This is a genomic window from Mesorhizobium sp. M1338 (assembly GCF_040318045.1).
GTDB lineage: Bacteria > Pseudomonadota > Alphaproteobacteria > Rhizobiales > Rhizobiaceae > Mesorhizobium.
In genome coordinates, this window is the sequence record NZ_JAMYLL010000043.1 from 1 (window position 1) to 18,641 (window position 18,641).

The window sequence follows — 18,641 nt, forward strand, 5'->3', positions numbered from 1 at the left end:
CGAAGCTGCTGCGTGGCCACGGCCGTATTGCCGGCAAGACCCGCGGTGTTCTGGTCAAGTGTGCCAAGCCCGGTCAGGAACTGCGTGCGGATCTTCCGTCCATCGGCCCACGCACGGTCGAAGCCGTGCATGCGGCCGGGCTTGCCGGCATTGCCGTCGAGGCGGGACGTTCGCTGGTTCTCGAAGGCCCGGAAACCATCGCACGCGCCAACGCACTCGGCCTGTTCATCATTGGCCTGCCTGCCGCGACGGAGCCACACAATGGCTGACAGGGCATTGAAGATCGCGATCGTGGCCGGCGAGGAGTCCGGCGATCTGCTCGGTGCCGACATCGTGCGTTCGCTCAAGCAGGCTACCGGGCGCGAAGTGCAACTCGTCGGCCTCGGCGGTCGCCATTTGCAGGCATTGGGGCTGGTCTCGCCATTCGATGCAGGCGAGATCGCCCTGATGGGTTTCAGCGCCATCCTGCGCGACCTGCCGCGCCTGATGCGGCGGATCAGCCAACTGGCCAAGACCGTTGCGGACGAAAAGCCGGACTGCCTCGTCACCATCGACAGCCCGGACTTTTCGTTGCGCGTCGCCAAGAAGGTGCGGGCGGCCAATCCATCGATCCCGATCATCCACTATGTCTGCCCGAGCGTCTGGGCGTGGCGGCCGGGCAGGGCGGCGGCGATGAAGCCCTATGTCGACCATATCCTCTGCATCCTGCCATTCGAGGTGAAGGAGCTCGAGCGGCTGGGCGGCCCGCAGGGCACCTATGTCGGGCATCGCTTGACGCATGATGCGGGCGTTCTCGCCGCGGCCAAGGCGCAGGACCTGCCGCGCGACCTTGCCGCGGACCGCGTGAAGACGCTGCTTGTCCTGCCCGGTTCGCGGCGCGGTGAGGTGCGGCGCCTGCTCGACCCGTTCGGCGAGACGGTATCGATGCTGCGCGCGCGAGGGCATCGCCTGCGCCTGCTGCTGCCGACGGTTCCGCATGTCGCCGACCTGGTCAAAGCCTCGGTCAACCGTTGGGATGAAAAGCCCGAGATCATCGTCGATCCGCAGCGCAAATGGCAGGCCTTCGGCAAGGCCGATGCCGCGCTCATCGCATCCGGGACGGTATCGCTGGAACTGGCGCTGGCGGGTGTGCCTATGATTTCTTGCTACCGGCTCGACCCGGTCGCGCGCGTCGTAGCGCCGTATCTGGTTTCTGTCTGGTCGGCACTGCTGCCCAATCTGATCTCGGATCGAGCGTTGATCCCGGAATTCTACAATGAGTACGTCAAGCCGAACAATCTGGCCCGCCAATTGGAAGCCTTGTTCGCCGACAGCGGCATGCGCGCCTGGCAGAAGCAAGGCTTTGCCGAGATCACGCGGCGCATGGCGACCGACATGCCCTCCGGCGAGATCGCCGCACAGGTGGTGATGCGGTATATCAAGAGAGCCAATAGCAAATAGGAAGAAGGCGGTTCTCACCGCCTCGGCCTATATAAAACTCCCTATTCGCTACTGGCTATTCCCTACTCGCTCTCATCACCGCTTGGCGATCGGCACGTAGTCGCGCTCGGGCGCACCGGTATAGAGCTGCCGCGGGCGGCCGATCTTCTGGCGCGGATCCTCGATCATTTCTTTCCACTGCGCGATCCAGCCGACGGTGCGGGCGACCGCGAACAGAACGGTGAACATGGTGGTGGGGAAGCCCAGCGCCTTCAGCGTGATGCCGGAATAGAAATCGACGTTCGGGTAGAGCTTCTTCTCGATGAAATAGGGATCGGTCAGCGCGATCTTTTCCAGTTCCATGGCGATGTCGAGCAGCGGATCGTCCTTGATGCCGAGCTCGCCCAGAACCTCGTGCGCCGTCTTCTGCATGATCTTGGCGCGCGGATCGTAGTTCTTGTAGACGCGGTGGCCGAAGCCCATCAGCCGGAACGGGTCGTTCTTGTCCTTGGCGCGGGCGATGAACTCCGGGATGTGGTCGACATGGCCGATCTCGCCCAGCATGTTGAGCGCCGCTTCATTGGCGCCGCCATGCGCCGGCCCCCACAGGCAAGCGATGCCGGCGGCGATGCAGGCGAACGGGTTGGCACCCGAAGAGCCGGCGAGACGAACGGTCGAGGTCGAGGCGTTCTGCTCGTGATCGGCGTGCAGGATGAAGATGCGCTCCATGGCGCGCGCCAGCACCGGGTTGATCTTGTACTCCTCGCACGGCACGGCAAAGCACATGTGCAGGAAGTTGGCGGCGAAATTCAGCTCATTCTTCGGGTAAATAAAGGGCTGGCCGATGTGGTATTTGTAGGCCATGGCCGCGATCGTCGGCATCTTGGCAATCAGCCGCATCGACGCCACCATGCGCTGGTACGGGTCGGAGATGTCGGTGGAATCGTGATAGAAGGCCGACAGCGCGCCGACCACGCCGCACATCACCGCCATCGGGTGCGCGTCGCGGCGGAAGCCGGTGAAGAAGCGCGACATCTGTTCGTGCACCATGGTGTGGCGCGTCACGCGGTAGTCGAAATCGTCCTTCTGCGCCTTGGTCGGCAATTCACCGTAGAGCAGGAGGTAGCAGACCTCGAGGAAGTCGCCGTGTTCGGCCAACTGGTCGATCGGATAGCCGCGGTGAAGCAGGATGCCGGCATCGCCATCGATGAAGGTGATTTCGGATTCGCAGCTTGCGGTCGAGGTGAAGCCGGGATCGTAGGTGAAGGCCCCGGTGGTGGTGTAGAGCGAAGCGATGTCGATGACATCAGGCCCGACAGAGCCGCTTCGCACCTTGAATTCATGGGTCTTGCCGGCGAATGCAAGGGTTGCCGTGGCCTCCTGGCTCTTGCCGCCCAAGTCCAGCTTTTTCGCAGCGTCGGTCATTGCAAACTCCTTCTTGTTTCCTCATGCCGGCAAAGGCAAAATTCTGCAGTGCGACACGTTGAGATCACCGCAATGCGCGTATTCGCCACCGCATTTCAGGAGGTGCGTGCCAGATTGGGCCAAGGCCTAATGTTGCACTGCGAAACCCGCCTTTCAATGCCAATCTTCTTGGGCCAGTTTGCTCCTAATCGATTTGATCTGCTATGCGCGCCAGGCTTTCCTCGCGGCCGAGCACGGCAAGCACATCGAACACGCCCGGCGAGGTGCTCTTGCCGGTCAAAGCGGCGCGCAAAGGCTGGGCCACGGCGCCGAGCTTGTGGCCGCCGGCCACTGCTACCTCGCGGATCACGGCCTCCGCCGAGGCGGCCGTCCAGTCGCTTGTAAGCCCGTTCAAAGCTTCGTGAGCGCCGCGCAGGATCTTGCGGGCATCGTCATTGAGCAAAAGGGCCGCCTTGTCGTCGATCGGCAGCGGCCGCGTGGCAAACAGGAAGGCCGCGCCATCGACGAGTTCGACCAGCGTCTTGGCGCGCTCCTTCAGACCCGGTAACGCGGCCAGCAGCTGCGCCTTGTTGCTGTCGTTCAGGCGCGCGGCCATCGCCGGGCCGCCTTCGAGATAGGGCAGGGTGGCGATGAAGATATCGAGCAGTTCGGCGTCGCTCATGCGGCGCATATGCGCGCCGTTGATCGCCTCCAGCTTGGCGAAGTCAAAGCGAGCCGCGCTTTTGTTGACATCACCGATGTCGAACCAGGAGATCATATCCTTGATCGACATGATCTCGTCGTCGCCATGGCTCCAGCCGAGGCGCGCCAAGTAGTTCAGCAACGCCTCCGGCAGATAACCCATGGCACGATAGGCTTCGACGCCGAGCGCGCCGTGCCGCTTCGACAGCTTGGCGCCGTCGGCGCCGTGGATCAGCGGAATATGCGACATCGAGGGCACGGCCCAGCCCATGGCGTTGTAGATCACGGTCTGGCGCGCGGCGTTGGTCAGATGATCGTCGCCGCGGATGATATGGGTGACGCCCATGTCATGATCGTCGACGACGACGGCATGCATGTAGGTCGGATTGCCGTCCGAACGCAGGATGATGAAATCGTCGAGATCCTTGTTGGGAAAGCGCACCTCGCCCTGGACGCGGTCGTGCACCACCGTCTCGCCCTCGGTCGGCGCCTTGATGCGAATGGCGCCCTTGGCGCCCGCGGGCGCCTCTGAGGGGTCACGGTCACGCCAGCGGCCATCATAGCGGGGCGGCAGACCCTTGGCTCTGGCGGCCTCGCGCATCGCCTCCAGTTCGGTCGGCGTGGCATAGCAATAATAGGCCTTGCCCATGCGCACGAGTTCCTCGGCCACCTCACGGTGGCGCGGCGCACGCTCGAACTGCGACACCGGCTCGCCGTCCCAGCTGAGGCCAAGCCAGGAAAGCCCGTCGAGAATGGCAGCGGTCGCGGCATCGTTGGAGCGCTCGCGATCGGTGTCCTCGATGCGCAGCAGCATCGTGCCGCCGGTGTGCCTTGCATACAGCCAGTTGAACAGCGCCGTGCGCGCGCCGCCTATATGCAGGTAGCCGGTGGGCGAGGGGGCAAAACGGGTGACGACCTTGTCGGACATGAAACTCTCGGAAACCATCTGAAGCGGGGTGCGGCTGCGCGGACTTTCGCGCGCCCGGCGTTCATGTAGCATAGGGTGTCGAGGGCGCAAGGGGCAGACCCGATGGCTGGACGAGGCTGGGGCTCGGATCAGGGCGAGGACGCTGTCATTGGCGTCAGCGAACGGTCCCTGTTTGCAGCGCCGCTGCCGGCTTCATTGCCGCCGCCATCGCCCCTCGTGCCGGATCCCGGCAAGGCGCCGTTGCAAACGGATGCCCCCGCCCCGGTTCCAGCTGCCGAAGCCAGCAGGATCGTGCGCGTGCGCCGGCAAATCGGCCGGATTTCGCTGCCGCGCCTGCGCCATGGCGTGACCATGGCGGCGGGCCTGGAACTCGACCGAGGCGTGGCCTTCCTGCTGGTGCCGGTCTGCCTGGCGAGCGGGGCGATCGGCTATTTTTCGCTGGCGGCGGAACCTGGCTTCGCAAAGCCTGTCGCAGTTGTCATCTTGGCGGGGCTGTTTGCGCTGGTCTCGCGTTCCTGGCCGAAAACCCATCTGTGCTTCATGGCGGCACTTTTGTGCGCGTTCGGCCTGCTCACCGCAAAGGTCGAGACATGGCGGGCGGGAACGCAGATGCTGGGCTCGGAAATCTCGACGCAAGTGACCGGCCGCGTCGTTTCGCTCGACCGGATGGAGAGCGGTCGTATCCGGCTGACCATCGACGTCACATCGACCGCAAGGCCGAAACTGCGCTATGCGCCGGAGCGGGTGCGACTTTCGGCGCGAAAGATCCCGGCGGACGTGATCGCCGGCTCCCTGATCACTGGATATGCCAAGCTGTTGCCGCCGACCGGGCCTGTGCGGCCGGACAGCTACGACTTCTCCTTCGACAGCTATTTCGCCGGCATCGGCGGCAGCGGGTTCTTTCTCGGCAATCCAAAACTTATCGTCACCGATGACGGGCGACATGCCGCTATCGGACCGCCTTTCCTCGGGGATAGAAAAAGCCCGTGAAGCGATTGCCGACCACATCAGGGGCAGCGTCGGTGGCGCCGAGGGCGAGATCGCGGCGGCGCTGATCGTCGGCGTGCGCGCCGGCATTCCCGATGACATCAACGAAGCTATGCGGCGTACCGGCATCTACCACATCATCTCCATTTCCGGACTGCATATGGCGCTCGTCGCCGGCACCATCATGGGGTTGCTGCGCGGCGCCTTCGCCTTGTTTCCGGACTTTTCCGCGCGTCGTCCGGTCAAGAAATACGCCGCCGTCGCGGCACTGTTCTCGATCGCCGCCTATCTCATCATCTCAGGCATCGTCGTCGCCGCCGAGCGCAGCTTCATCATGCTGGCGGTGATGCTGATTGCCGTGCTGTTCGATCGGGCGGCACTCACCATGCGCAATCTAGCAATTTCGGCGATCGCCGTCATCGTGGTGTCGCCGCATGAAGTGGTCGGCCCGAGTTTTCAGATGTCCTTCGCCGCAACCGCGGCGCTGGTCGGCGCCTATGCCGGCTGGTCGGAGCATCGTGCGGGAAAGACGAGACCACCGCCGCCAAAGCGGTCGCTGCCTGGTTTCCTGACGCGAAAATTCCTGCTGGCGGCAGGCGGCCTTTCCATGACTTCCATCATCGCCGGCGGCGCCACTGCGCTGTTTGCCATCTGGCATTTTCAGCGTGTGTCGCCGCTCAGCCTGTTCGCCAATCTGGCGATCATGCCGATCGTATCACTGGTCGTCATGCCTTTCGCCGTCCTCAGCGCACTGGCGATGCCATTCGGCGCCGACGGCCCCTTTCTTTATGTAATGGGCAAAGGCCTGACGGCGATGATCGCGATGTCCGGATGGATTTCCGAGCGTTCGCCAGTCGACGCAATCGGCTTGATTTCGCAGCAGTCTGTCCTTCTGGTGGCGATTGCCCTTGTCATCGCGACGATGGCGACGACATGGCTGCGGCTGGCAGCTCTTCCTTTCGCGCTTGCCGGCCTGCTGACGGTCTCGGACACGCGCGCACCCGACGTGCTGATCTCGGAGGACGCAAGGCTGGTTGCGTTGCCGATCGGCGGCGGCGAACTCGCGGTCAGCCGGGCCAGGCCGAACGAATTCACCGTCGACAACTGGAAGCGTGCGCTGACATCCGAAAGCATCATCGTGCCGGAGGTGTTCGACGAAGGCGACGGTCAATTCGACGTCGCTGATGCGGCTGAAATGCCGCCGGGAGCACCGTTCTATTGCACTTCAGGCGTTTGCGTCGCCAGGCATCCGTCCGGCGCGTTCATTGCCTATGTCGAGGACCGAAAAGACACCTGGAAAGCCTGTGGTTTCGCCGACCTGATCGTCATCAATGACGCGACGGCCTATGACGCCTGTCACAACCCGCTGGTTCTCGTTATCACCAAACGGCAACTGGCCCGCAAAGGCAGTGCTGCCGTCTTCTTCGATCGCCAATCGGCGACCGCGCCGGCGACAATCAGCTTCGCCGTGGACAGGCCATATCGGCCCTGGCACGCGCAACGCAAGTTTTCACGCGAGGCGAGGGGACTGCCGCCCTTCAAGAGACCCGAGAAGCCAGTCGTTGAACCGCAGCTGCCTTAGTAGCGGCGGATCAGGCCAACGAGCTTGCCCTGCACCTTGACCCTGTCTGGCCCGAAAATACGGGTTTCATAGGCCGGATTGGCGGCTTCGAGAGCAATCGAGGCGCCCTTGCGGCGGAACCGCTTCAGCGTCGCTTCCTCTTCATCCACCAGCGCCACGATGATCTCGCCAGGGCTCGCCGTATCGGCATTGCGGATGATGACGGTGTCGCCGTCGAAGATGCCGGCCTCGATCATCGAGTCGCCCTTGACCTCCAGCGCATAGTGCTCGCCGCCCATGATCATGTCTGGCGGCACCGAGATCGAATGCGTCTGGTGCTGGATGGCATCGATCGGCACACCGGCGGCGATGCGCCCCATCACGGGGATCGACACGGCGGCGACCACGTCGTCGTCATTGCCTGCTGAAGACATCCGCGAAGACGCTGGCCTGATCTGCCGGCCAAGGCCGCCCTGGCCGAGACTGGCCTGACCAAGACTGCCCTGGATGACGCTTGGAGAGAACTTCTTTGCCGCGTTGAGGCCGGGTGCGATCGAGTCCGGCAGCCGCAGCACTTCCAGCGCGCGTGCCCGGTTGGGCAGCCGGCGAATGAAGCCGCGCTCTTCCAGTGCCGTGATCAAACGATGAATCCCGGATTTGGAGGCAAGGTCGAGCGCCTCCTTCATCTCGTCGAAGGATGGCGGAATGCCGCTTTCCTTCAGGCGTTCATGGATGAACATCAGCAGTTCGTGTTGCTTGCGCGTCAGCATGGCGGCCCCCAGGGTACCTGAAACCAGAATCGGAAAAACAAACCCAGAACAAACACTATCTGTTCCAGTTGTGTTCCGCAACTGTTTAAAGTTTAATGAATTTATTAAGGGGGTCGAAATTATTGGCGCTCGCCAGCGGGCCTCGTCGACGGCTGTATGCCGTCACAATGCGCTTGCCGGCATTGAAATTGTTATGGTTAATGGGCTGTGGCCCACCCTTGGCTCAAGCCTGGCATGAGCTGCCCATGGATCCGCGACGGGCGCATTTCCAGCTTTCCGGGCGTTCGTTTGCCGTGAACGAAACGAAGCCAAAATGCCAACCTTGGTTAATCTATTGCAGCCTGCGCTGGCTACCAGCGGCGAACGCATTCGCGAGCCGAAAAATTCGTCCTCCGTCATCCGACCTGGGGGCAAGACGCGACGACAGATCGTCGGGACGGCCGCGTCAGGTTACGGCCTCCTTGACGGCGAAACGCTGGTCCTTCCATGCACTCGTGCGCAGAATGTCTTCCAGCACCTCGACCGCCAGCCACACGTCCTTGTAGCCGACATAGAGCGGCGTAAATCCGAAACGGATGGTTGACGGCGCGCGGAAGTCACCGATCACGCCGCGCTCGATCAGCGCCCGCATGATTTGATAGCCATGATCGTGAAGGAACGACACCTGGCTGCCGCGCCTGGTCGCGTCGCGAGTGCTCTCCAGCGTGAGACCATAGGCGCCGCACTTCGCTTCGACGAGCTGGATGAACAGTTCGGTCAGCGCGACGCTCTTCTTTCGCAATGCCGCCATGTCGACGTCGTTCCAGATGGCAAGCGCGCCTTTGAGCGCCCGCATCGACAGGACCGGCTGCGTGCCGCACAGAAAGCGGCGGATACCGGTGCCGGCAACATAACCCCGTTCGAAGGCAAAGGGCCGTGCATGCCCCCACCAGCCGCTGAGTGGCTGGCTGATCTCGCCGTGGTGGCGCTGGGCGGCATAGATGAAGGCTGGCGCGCCCGGACCGCCGTTGAGGTACTTGTAGGTGCAGCCGACAGCGAAATCAGCATTTGCATGATCGAGCTCGACCGGCAGAGCGCCCGCGGTGTGGCAGAGATCCCAAACGATCAGCGCTCCGGCCGCATGAGCCTTGCGCGTCAGCGCCGTCATGTCGCGCAGTTCACCGGATTTGTAATTGACGTGGTTGACCAGCACCACCGCGACGCTTTCGTCGATCAGCTCTTCGATGGTTGGCGCGTCGACGCCCGCGAGGCGCAGCAAGGCGCCATCCCGGGTCGAGGCCACGCCTTCGGCGATGTACAGGTCGGTGGGAAAACTGTCACCCTCGGCGACGATGGCCAACCGGCCGGGCCGCATCTCCATCGCCGCATGCAACACCTTGTAGATGTTGGTCGACGTCGTGTCGCAGACGACGGTCTGGCCGGCCGCGGCTCCGATCAGACGTCCAAGCTGATCGCCGAGTTCGATCGGCATCTCGAACCATCCGGCTGTATTCCAGGCCCGGATGAGATCCTGGGCCCATTCCTGGGCCGCCGCTTGCTGCAGCTCGCCGAAAACGGCATGTGATGCCGCCCCAAGTGAATTGCCGTCGAGATAGATCACCCCCTCCGGCAAAATGTAACGATCGCGCATGGCACGCAGCGGATCCGTGGCATCCATCGCTTCGATCGCAGCGAGATCAGGAATTCCACTCATGGTCGTTCAGTCCTCGGTTGTTCGCGAAGGGTTCCCGCTGCAAGCGCGTCCCCTCGGTGTGCCTGTTCTCATTTCGATGATGTCAGAGCCGGGTGCGGACCGTCCACAGCTCCGGGAACAGCACGACCTCGAGCATCTTCTTCAGGTACGAAGCACCCGACGTGCCGCCGGTGCCGCGTTTCAGGCCGATGATGCGCTCGACCGTGGTGACATGATTGAAGCGCCAACGGCGGAAATAGTCCTCGAAGTCGACCAGCTTCTCGGCCAGTTCGTAGAACATCCAGTAGCGCTGCGGGTCGCGGTAGATGGTCTGCCAGGCGACCAGGACCTCTTCATTCTCGGTTCGCGTCTCACGCCAGTCCGTGCGCCTGGCATCAGCGCCGATATCGAATCCGTTGCGCGCCAGGAGCAGCAGCGCTTCGTCGTAGAGCGACGGCTCCGCCAGGATCGCCTCCAGCTTTCCGCTGAGGTCTGGCCGGTGCTTGTGCGGCCCGAGCATGGCGAGGTTGCGGTTGCCGGCCATGAACTCGATGGCGCGATACTGCCAGGACTGGAAACCCGAGGACTGGCCGAGCGCGTCGCGGAACTCGGTGTATTCGCTGGGCGTCATCGTCCGCAGCACGTCCCAGGCGTTGTTCAACTGCTCGAAGATGCGGGCGACGCGCGACAGCATCTTGAAGCTCGGCTCGAGGCGGTCGGCGCGGATCGAACGGATCGCGGCACCAATCTCGTGCAGGGCGAGCTTCATCCACAGTTCGGAGGTTTGATGCTGGATGATGAACAGCATCTCGTCATGCGCCGACGACAGCGGCGTCTGCGCCTCCAGCACCTTTTCCAGATGCAGATAGTCGCTGTAGGACATGCGCTCCTTGAACGACATCTGTGCGCCTTCGGACGCCGGATCGTATGGTTCGCTCAATTGATTTTCTCCGTGCGCAGCCGGAAGCGCTGGATCTTGCCGGTCTGGGTCTTGGGCAGAGCGGCGATGAATTTCACCGATCGCGGATATTTATAGGGCGCGATCGTTGCCTTGACGTGATCCTGCAGACGCTTGGTCGTCAATGCGTCAGGCGCTACGCCCTGCACCAGCACGACATGCGCCTCGACGATCTGGTCGCGTTCGGCATCGTCCGCGCCGATCACCGCGCATTCGGCGACGTCAGGATGCGACAGGAGTGCTGCCTCGACCTCGGGTCCGGCAATGTTGTAGCCGGCACTGACGATCATGTCGTCGGAGCGTGCGGCGAAATGGAAGAAGCCGTCTTCGTCCTGGGTGAAGGTGTCGCCGGTGAGGTTCCAGCCGTCGCGCACGTATTCTTTCTGCCTGTCATCGGCCATGTAGCGGCAGCCGGTCGGGCCTCGCACCGCCAGCCTGCCGGTTGTGCCGCGCGGCACCTCGCGCATCTCGTCGTCGACGATGCGCGCCTCGTAGCCGCCCACCGGCTTGCCGGTCGAAGCGGGCTTCATGTCGATGAGGCGGTTGGAGATGAAGATGTGCAGCATTTCGGTGGCGCCGATGCCGTCGAGAATCGGCTTGCCGGTCTTTTGCGTCCACTCCTCGAAAACCGGTGCGGGCAAGGTTTCGCCGGCCGAAACGGCGACGCGCAACGACGACAAATCGGCCCCTTCATCCATGGCCTTCAGCATGGCGCGATAGGCGGTCGGCGCGGTGAAGGAGATTGTCGCTTTGTAGGTCTCGATAATGTGGATCATGTTGGGTGGCGTCGCCTGTTCCAGCAGCGTCGCCGCCGCACCGAAGCGCAGCGGGAAGATGGCGAGCCCGCCAAGGCCGAAGGTGAAGGCGAGCGGCGGCGAACCGACAAAGATATCGTCCGGCGTCACCTGGAGGATTTCGCGGGCATAGGCGTCGGCGATGATCAGGAGGTCGCGGTGGAAATGCATCGTCGCCTTCGGCACACCTGTCGTGCCCGAGGTGAAGCCGAGAAGCGCGACATCGTCGCGGCCGGTGTCGACGGCGGTGAAGGTAACCGGCTTGTCGAGAGCGGCACGATCGAGTTCGGCATCATGGTTGGCGGTGCCATCGAAGCCGATGACCTGTTTGAGGAACGCGCTGTCCTTGGCGCAGGCGGTCATCTCGTCCATCAGCCTGGTGTCGCAGAGCGCGATGGTGATTTCCGCCTTGTCGACGATCTTGGCGAGTTCGCCGGCGCGCAGCATCGGCATGGTGTTGACGACCACGGCGCCGACCTTGGTGGCGGCCAGCCAGCAGGCGACCATGGCGGGGTTGTTGGCCGAACGGATCAGCACCCGGTTGCCTGGCCTGACGCCATAATTCTCGACCAGCGCATGGGCCAGCCTGTTCGTCCAGTCGGACAGTTCCTTGTAGGTGCGGCGGCGGCCATTGCCGATCAGCGCGGTGTGGTCACCGAGGCCCTTCTCGACCAGCCTGTCGGTCAGTTCGACGCCGGCGTTGAGGCGTTCGGGATAGTCGAAACCTTCGAGCAGGAAGTCCGGCCATTGCTCCGGCGGCGGCAAGTGATCGCGCGTGAACGTGTCGATATGCGCTGAAGGCCCAAGCATGTCGCCGCTATCCCGTCTGCTGCCTGGCCGGTGCGCGAGGCGCCTGGCCGGTGTGGTGGATTGGAAGTTCCTGTCCTTCGCGGGAGGCTTCGCGCCACCGATCGTGCCTGCTCGACGATGCCACCGAGAAAGGATGAGCATCAGCGGGGCAGGGCAGCACAGCAGACCTCCCATTTTGTCGGCTGTTCGTCATGGCAGGATCGCACCAGTCGAAATTTGTTTCAAGCCTAAAATGTTTTTGTTCCGGAGCATTGACGCATGGCGTGGCGGTGGCCATTGCTAGGTCACAAGCGATGCCGTTTTGGGGAGGGCGCAGATGTTCGAACGTCACATTGTCGATTGGGACGATGCCTATGCCAATGGCGCGAACATCGCCGGCAGCGACCGCTGGCCGGCCGCGTGGGCGGAGCCAGCGCAAGCATTTCGTGATGCGCTCGCGGTGGAGGGCCGGGCACGGCTCGACATCGCCTATGGTGACGGGCGGCGCAATCGGCTCGATCTTTTCTTTCCCAATGCCGCGCCCAAGGGGCTGGTGGTGGTCATCCATGGCGGTTATTGGCTGGAGACCGACAAGAGTTTGTGGTCGCACCTCGCCAATGGCGCGGTCAGCAGCGGCTTTGCCGTGGCGATGCCGTCCTACACACTATGCCCGGACATACGTATTGCCGGCATAGTCCAGGAGATCGGGGCGGCTGTCGGCAAGGCCGCGGCGATGGTCGACGGGCCGCTGATGCTGACCGGACATTCGGCCGGCGGCCATCTCGCCACCCGCATGATAACGACAACCACGCCTCTGGCGGCCGATGTGGCGCGGCGCATACGCCACGTCGTTTCGATTTCAGGCCTCCACGACCTGCGTCCGATCATGCGCACCGGGATGAACAAGGCACTGGCAATCGACGAAGAGGAGGCATTGGCTGAAAGTCCGGCGCTGCTGCGGCCAATGGATGGTGCGCGCATCACTTGCTGGGCGGGTGGTGGCGAGCGCGCCGAATTCCTGCGCCAGAACGCGCTGCTCGCCAACATCTGGACAGGTCTTGGCGCCACCACCAGCACCGTGGTCGAACCCGACCGGCATCATTACAGCATTGTCGACGGCCTTGCCGATCCAGCGCATCCGCTGACACTGACCTTGATCGCGGAATAGCACCGAGATCGTTTTCCATATTACTATTAATGGCTTGTCCGGCGATTCTTCAGCGCAGCATCAGCACGCTGCAGGCCTCGCCCGCGGCGGCTGCGGCGGCAAACGGCGCCCGCACGATCAGCCCGTTGGCGTCGGCCAGCATTTTCAGCATCGAGGAGTCCTGGATGCCGAACGGGGTCGCCACCAGCGCGCCGTCATCTTCCTTGACCACCGCCCGCACATAGTCCTGGCGCAGATCATTGGCCGGCATAGCGACGCCCAATCGTGCCGGGCGTATATCCTGGCGATGGTCGCGGCCACCGAGTTGTGCCAGCAACGGCTTCAGGAACAGCTGCGAGCAGACCAGGCTCGCGACCGGGTTGCCGGGCAGGCCGATGCACCTGATATCGCCGAGGCGGCCGAACATCAGCGGCTTGCCGGGGCGCATGGCGATCTTCCAGAAGCCGAGCTTCATGCCTTCGCCGGTCAGCACGTCATGGATCAGGTCGTGATCACCGACCGAGGCGCCACCAAGCGTGACGATGACGTCCGCGCCGGCAGTGACCGCCTTTTTCACCAAGGCTGCAATCGCATCCTTGTGGTCGGCGGCTATGCCGAGATCGAGCGCGCGGGCGCCGACCGATTGTGCTGTCGCGGCAACGCCATAGGCATTGGATGAGATGATCTGGTCCGGTCCGAGTTCGCTGCCGGGCGGCAACAATTCGTCGCCGGTGGCGATGATGGCGACCAGCGGCCGTTTCACCACGCTGACCCGTGGATGATTTGCCGATGCCGCCAGCGACAGCGCCGCCGGGTCGAGCACGCGGCCTTTTTCCAGCAGCACGTCGCCTTTTGAAAAGTCGAGGCCGAGGCGGCGGATATTGCGCCCTTCGGCGGTGGGTTCGATCACTTCGATGTCGCCGCCGCCGAGATCCCGGACATTTTCCTGGATGACGATGGTGTCGGCGCCTTCAGGCAGCGGTGCGCCGGTGAAGATGCGCACCGCCTGCGCCTTGCCGACCGCACCGCCAAAGCCGCGCCCGGCCGGCGCCATGCCGATCACCGAAAGTCGCGACGGCACCGACGCCACATCGACAGCGCGCACTGCGTAGCCATCCATGGCGGAGGCGTTGAAGGGCGGCTGGGTACGCAGCGCAACAACCGGTGCCGCCAGCACGCGATCCGCCGCCTCGAACAGGGGAACGCTTTCGCCGGCCAAAGGCCCTGCACCCTCGAGCAGGCACTCGAGCGCGTCGGCGATTGGTACAAGCGCCATCAGGCACCTGCCTTGTACGAGCCCGACTTGCCGCCGGTCTTTTCGACAAGCCGGATGCCGGAGATGACCATGGCGCGGTCCACCGCCTTGGCCATGTCATATATGGTCAGGCAGGCGACCGACGCGGCGGTCAGCGCTTCCATCTCGACGCCCGTCTTGCCGGTGACACGCGCCAGTGCGGTTACCTTCAAGCCGGGCAGAGCATGGTCCGGCTCGATGTCGACGGAGACCTTGGTCAGAAGCAGCGGATGGCAGAGCGGGATCAGTTCATGCGTCTTCTTCGCCGCCATGATGCCGGCGATGCGCGCGGTGCCGAGCACGTCGCCTTTCTTGGCGTTGCCGGCGAGAATCGTCTTCAGCGTCTCGGGTCGCATCGCGACAAAGCCCTCGGCGATCGCCGTGCGTGTCGTCTCCGCCTTGTCTCCGACATCGACCATATTGGCCTCGCCCTGGGCGTCGATATGGGTGAGGGCGGCCGTCATCGTCAGACCACCTCGGCCGCTGCCTTGCCCGTCAGCAGCAGGCGCGTGGCCGCGGTGACATCCTGTTGCCGCATCAGGCTCTCGCCGACCAGAAAGGTGCCGATGTCGCTCTTTCGAAGCCTGAGGCAATCATCATGCGAGAAAATTCCGCTCTCGCTGACCAGCAAGCGGTCGGCCGGCACCATCGTCGCCAGCCGCACTGAGGTATCGAGGTTAGTCTCGAACGTGCGCAGATTGCGGTTGTTGATCCCGATCAGCCGCGATGACAGCTTTAGCGCGCGCTGTGTCTCGGCCTCGTCATGCACTTCGACCAGCGCATCCATGCCGAGTTCGAACGCCGTCGATTCGAGGTCGCTGGCCAAGGCGTCGTCGACGCTGGCCATGATGATGAGGATGGCGTCCGCGCCCCAGGCGCGGGCTTCGTAGACCTGATACGGATCGAACAGGAAATCCTTGCGCAGCGCGGGCAGGGCGACGGCGGCTCGCGCCCTGGTGAGAAATTCCGGCGCGCCCTGGAAAGACGGCGCGTCGGTCAGCACCGAAAGACAGGCGGCGCCGCCTTTCGCATAAGCTCGCGCCAACGCTGGCGGATCGAAATCGGCGCGGATCAGACCCTTGGATGGGCTTGCCTTCTTGATCTCGGCGATCAGCGCGAAGGCGCCGGATCTGCGCTTCGCCTCGAGTGCGGCGAGAAAGCCGCGGGGCGCGTCCGCGTCCTTCGCGCGCGCCTTGATTTCGGCGAGCGGCACACGCGCCTTTGCCGCTGCGATCTCGTCGCGCTTGTAGGCCTCGATCTTGCGAAGAATGTCAGACACGCTCTATCCGTTCGAAATCTCGACCAGCCTGTCGAGCACTTGCAGCGCCCGGCCGCTGTCGATGGCTTGCGCCGCCGTCACGATGCCGTCGCCAAGCGTCGTCACCTTGCCCGCCACGACCAGTCCGGCGCCGGCATTCATCAGCACGGTGTCGCGATAGGCGCCGGCAGCGCCACCCAGCATATCGCGCAATGCCTTGGCGTTGTAGTCCGCGTCGCCGCCGCGCAACTCATCCTTGGTGTGGCGCGCCAACCCAACCGCTTCAGGGGTCAAGGTGAAGCTGCGTATCTCGCCGCCGATCAGTTCGGCGACCTGTGTCTCGCCGGTGGTGGTGATCTCGTCATAGCCGTCGCCATGGGCAACCCAGGCATGCTCGGCGCCCAGCGCCTTCAGTGTCTCGGCCACCGGCAGGATCCATTCCGGCAGGAACACGCCGACCATCTGCCGCTTGACGCCGGCCGGATTGGAGAGGGGCCCAAGCAGGTTGAATATGGTGCGGGTGCCGAGCTCGACGCGGGTCGGGCCTACATGCTTCATCGCCGGATGGTGCGCAGGCGCGAACATGAAGCCGACGCCGGCCTCGTGGATGCAGCGGCCGATGAATTCGGGCGAGATGTCGATCTTGACGCCGAGTGCAACCAGCACGTCGGCGGCTCCTGTCAGCGACGACAGGCCGCGATTGCCATGCTTGGCAACCGGCACACCGCTGCCGGCAATGACGAAGGCCGATGCAGTGGAAATGTTGACGCTGTGGGAATTGTCGCCGCCGGTGCCGACGATATCGATGGCGCCGTCAGGCGCGTCGACGCGCAACATCTTGGCGCGCATGGTGGCGACGGCGCCGGAAATCTCGCTCACCGTCTCGCCGCGCACGCGCAGCGCCATCAGGAAGCCGCCGATCTGGCCGGGGGTGGCGTCGCCCGACATAATGATGTCGAAGGCCTCGCGCGCTTCCTCGAAGGAGAGCGCGCTTCCGGTCGCGACCTTGGCGATATGGGTTTTCAGCGCGCTCATCTTGTCGAGGCTTGGGCGACTGCGGCCTGGTCGACGCGAACGTCATACTGCGTCTGCAGCTGCGCCACCAGCTGGTCGAGCAGATCGTCAGACATGCCGGAAGTGAAGGATTTCCGCGCATCGTCCGGCACCGAGCTGGCATCGGCTCCTGCGGGCTCGAACACTTCGGCGACCTTGTACAGGATCTGCCCGTCGCCGGTGGGCGAGGGGATCAAGCCGGTGCCGCCTTCGCCGACGCCGAACATCGCTGCCGCGCCTTCCTTGCCGAAATCGACATCGTCGGCCTCCCGCTTGACGCCGCGCTTGGTCTGTTTTTCCAGCTTCAGTTCGCCGGCGATGACGTCGAGCGTGGCGCCGGCCTTGAGCCGCTTTTCGAGCTCGTCAGCCTTGGCGGCCAGCCGCTTGGTCGTCTCCGCCGCGGTCCAGTCCGCGACGACTTTCTGACGAACCTCGTCCAGCGTCCGGTCACGAGCTGGCGTAATGGAGGCCACCTCATAGAAAACGAAGCCGTTATCCGCCGTGGTCAAGGCATCGTTTTCGGTGTTGGGTTCCGCGTCGAAGACAGCCTTGATCAACTCCGGTGATTGCGGCAGGTCCTTGACGATGCTTCCGTCGGGCCGCAGGCCGCTGCGGTCGATGGCGTCGATGGTGACGATCTTCAGCTTCAGCTTGGTAGCAGCATCGGCCAGCGAACCGCCGGCTGCGCGGGCGTCTTCGTAATTGTCACGCACGTCCAGAAGGATGCGGCTTGCCTCGCCCAGCGCCAGGTCCTTGCGGATCTGGTCGGACACTTCGGCGAGCGGCTTCACCACCTCGGGCTTGATCTCGGTAACGCGCAGCAACACCGGACCGAAGGCACCTTGCACAACCTGGCTGACTTCATTGGTATTGAGCGCAAAGGCCGCATCGGCGACCGCCTTGTCGGCGATCTTGTCCTTGGCCAGCGTGCCGAGCAGTGTGTCGGCCGGGATTTTGCCTTCCGCCATGACGAGCTTGTCGAATGTTGCACCGGTCTTAAGCGAATCGAGCGCGGCCTTGGCCGCATCCGGCGTCTTGAACACAAGCTGCTCGATGGTGCGCAGTTCCGGCGTGGTGTAGCGCGCCTTGTTCTTGTTGTAGTCGTCGCTGACCTGTTGGTCGGTGACGGCGGTGGTATCCATGATGTCGACCGGTTCGAGGCGGACATAGGAGAATTTGCGGTATTCGGGTGCGGCGTATGTCTTCTTGTTGGCTTCGAAATAGGCGGAAAGCACGCTGTCGGACGGCGCCTCGATCGGCTCGACCAGTGCCTTGGGCAGCGTCAGATACTCGATGGTGCGGTCTTCGCCGCGATAGAGCGCGACAGCCTTGAAGAAGGTATCCGGAGCTTTCAGACCATCAGAGACCGCCTCGACGATCTGCTGGCGGACCGCCACCTGGGCACGGTTCTTCAGATAGTCCTCCGGCCGCATGCCGATCTGCCGCAGCATGTATTCGAACGTTCTGCGGTCGAACTGGCCGCCCGGGCCCTTGAACGCCGGGTCTTCGCGCGTCAGCTCGGCCAGCCGGTCCCTGGAGAGGCCGAGACCAAGCTTGCGGGCCTGTTCGTCGAGGACCGCGCCCGAGACGAGCTGCGCCAGAACCTGGTTGTCGACGCCGAGCGCCTTTGCCTGTTCGTGGCTGAGACGCTGGCCGAACTGTTGCGACATAACGGCGAGCTGCCGATCATAGGCGAGACGGTATTCGTTGATCGACACCTTGGTGCCACCAGCGGTTATGACCGAATCATGGCCGGCGAAACCGCCCATCAGCCGCCCGGAAATGCCCCAGGCGGCGAAACTGACCACCAGCAGCGAAAGCAGCGTCTTCGCGACCCAGGTACCCGCCGCGCTTCTCAATACACCAAGCATCGTTACTTCCGATTTATGCGCAATTTCGCATGCG

Annotated in this window: 14 protein-coding genes and 1 pseudogene; 4 read left to right on the plus strand and 11 right to left on the minus strand. The window is 63.6% G+C overall.

Annotated features, from left to right (window positions below; translation table 11 throughout):
• Positions 1-269 (plus strand): UDP-2,3-diacylglucosamine diphosphatase LpxI domain-containing protein (lpxI, locus tag NKH19_RS26285; protein WP_352983059.1); only part of this gene is annotated, 269 nt, incomplete at its 5' end.
• Positions 262-1,440: a lipid-A-disaccharide synthase gene (lpxB, locus tag NKH19_RS26290; protein WP_352871152.1), complete on the plus strand. Its 1,179-nt coding sequence runs from the start codon at positions 262-264 to the stop codon at positions 1,438-1,440. The genes lpxI and lpxB, both read left to right, overlap by 8 nt.
• Before the next feature lie 75 nt (positions 1,441-1,515).
• Here lpxB and gltA read toward each other — a convergent pair whose 3' ends face one another.
• On the minus strand, positions 1,516-2,844 hold the full coding sequence (gene gltA, locus NKH19_RS26295; protein ID WP_352871153.1) for a citrate synthase: 1,329 nt from the start codon (positions 2,842-2,844) through the stop codon (positions 1,516-1,518).
• 184 nt (positions 2,845-3,028) lie between these two features.
• Positions 3,029-4,453, minus strand: a complete 1,425-nt coding sequence (gene gltX / locus NKH19_RS26300) for a glutamate--tRNA ligase (RefSeq protein WP_352871155.1) — start codon at positions 4,451-4,453, stop codon at positions 3,029-3,031.
• Between the two features lie 102 nt (positions 4,454-4,555).
• On the opposite strand from gltX, the pseudogene NKH19_RS26305 reads away from it, so the two are divergent.
• Positions 4,556-7,022: pseudogene (locus NKH19_RS26305) on the plus strand (ComEC/Rec2 family competence protein).
• Here NKH19_RS26305 and lexA read toward each other — a convergent pair.
• The 4 genes from lexA to NKH19_RS26325 all read right to left on the minus strand — a co-directional run bounded on the left by lexA (position 7,019) and on the right by NKH19_RS26325 (position 12,005).
• On the minus strand, positions 7,019-7,771 hold the full coding sequence (gene lexA / locus NKH19_RS26310) for a transcriptional repressor LexA (RefSeq protein ID WP_352871159.1): 753 nt from the start codon (positions 7,769-7,771) through the stop codon (positions 7,019-7,021). The pseudogene NKH19_RS26305 and the gene lexA sit on opposite strands and share 4 nt — an antisense overlap.
• A gap of 445 nt (positions 7,772-8,216) precedes the next feature.
• Positions 8,217-9,464: a kynureninase gene (kynU, locus tag NKH19_RS26315; RefSeq protein WP_352871161.1), complete on the minus strand. Its 1,248-nt coding sequence runs from the start codon at positions 9,462-9,464 to the stop codon at positions 8,217-8,219.
• A gap of 82 nt (positions 9,465-9,546) precedes the next feature.
• Positions 9,547-10,383 carry a tryptophan 2,3-dioxygenase gene (gene kynA, locus NKH19_RS26320; protein WP_027036649.1) on the minus strand — a complete coding sequence of 279 codons (837 nt, stop codon included), beginning with the start codon at positions 10,381-10,383 and terminating at the stop codon, positions 9,547-9,549.
• A complete protein-coding gene (locus NKH19_RS26325; protein ID WP_352983062.1) occupies positions 10,380-12,005 on the minus strand; it encodes an AMP-binding protein in 1,626 nt (541 codons plus the stop codon). Before NKH19_RS26325 ends, kynA begins: the two co-directional genes overlap by 4 nt.
• A 316-nt stretch (positions 12,006-12,321) precedes the next feature.
• On the opposite strand from NKH19_RS26325, the gene NKH19_RS26330 reads away from it, so the two are divergent.
• Positions 12,322-13,152 (plus strand): hormone-sensitive lipase, encoded by an 831-nt coding sequence (locus NKH19_RS26330; RefSeq protein WP_352871165.1) that lies wholly within the window; start codon positions 12,322-12,324, stop codon positions 13,150-13,152.
• 49 nt (positions 13,153-13,201) lie between these two features.
• Here the strand turns inward: NKH19_RS26330 and NKH19_RS26335 are convergent, their stop codons facing one another.
• Genes NKH19_RS26335 through NKH19_RS26355 form a run of 5 tightly spaced genes read right to left on the minus strand, consistent with a single transcriptional unit; the run spans position 13,202 to position 18,607 of the window.
• Positions 13,202-14,407 carry a molybdopterin molybdotransferase MoeA gene (locus tag NKH19_RS26335; protein ID WP_352871167.1) on the minus strand — a complete coding sequence of 402 codons (1,206 nt, stop codon included), beginning with the start codon at positions 14,405-14,407 and terminating at the stop codon, positions 13,202-13,204.
• Positions 14,407-14,889 carry a cyclic pyranopterin monophosphate synthase MoaC gene (gene moaC / locus NKH19_RS26340; protein ID WP_352871169.1) on the minus strand — a complete coding sequence of 161 codons (483 nt, stop codon included), beginning with the start codon at positions 14,887-14,889 and terminating at the stop codon, positions 14,407-14,409. Before moaC ends, NKH19_RS26335 begins: the two co-directional genes overlap by 1 nt.
• Before the next feature lie 2 nt (positions 14,890-14,891).
• Positions 14,892-15,704, minus strand: coding sequence for an indole-3-glycerol phosphate synthase TrpC (gene trpC / locus NKH19_RS26345; RefSeq protein ID WP_352871171.1), 813 nt, complete (start codon positions 15,702-15,704; stop codon positions 14,892-14,894).
• Between the two features lie 3 nt (positions 15,705-15,707).
• The gene (gene trpD / locus NKH19_RS26350; RefSeq protein WP_352871173.1) at positions 15,708-16,718 is read right to left on the minus strand and encodes an anthranilate phosphoribosyltransferase; all 1,011 of its coding nucleotides are present in this window, start codon (positions 16,716-16,718) and stop codon (positions 15,708-15,710) included.
• On the minus strand, positions 16,715-18,607 hold the full coding sequence (locus NKH19_RS26355) for a SurA N-terminal domain-containing protein (protein ID WP_352871175.1): 1,893 nt from the start codon (positions 18,605-18,607) through the stop codon (positions 16,715-16,717). The genes trpD and NKH19_RS26355 overlap by 4 nt, the downstream gene beginning before the upstream one ends.
• Positions 18,608-18,641: the final 34 nt, after the last annotated feature.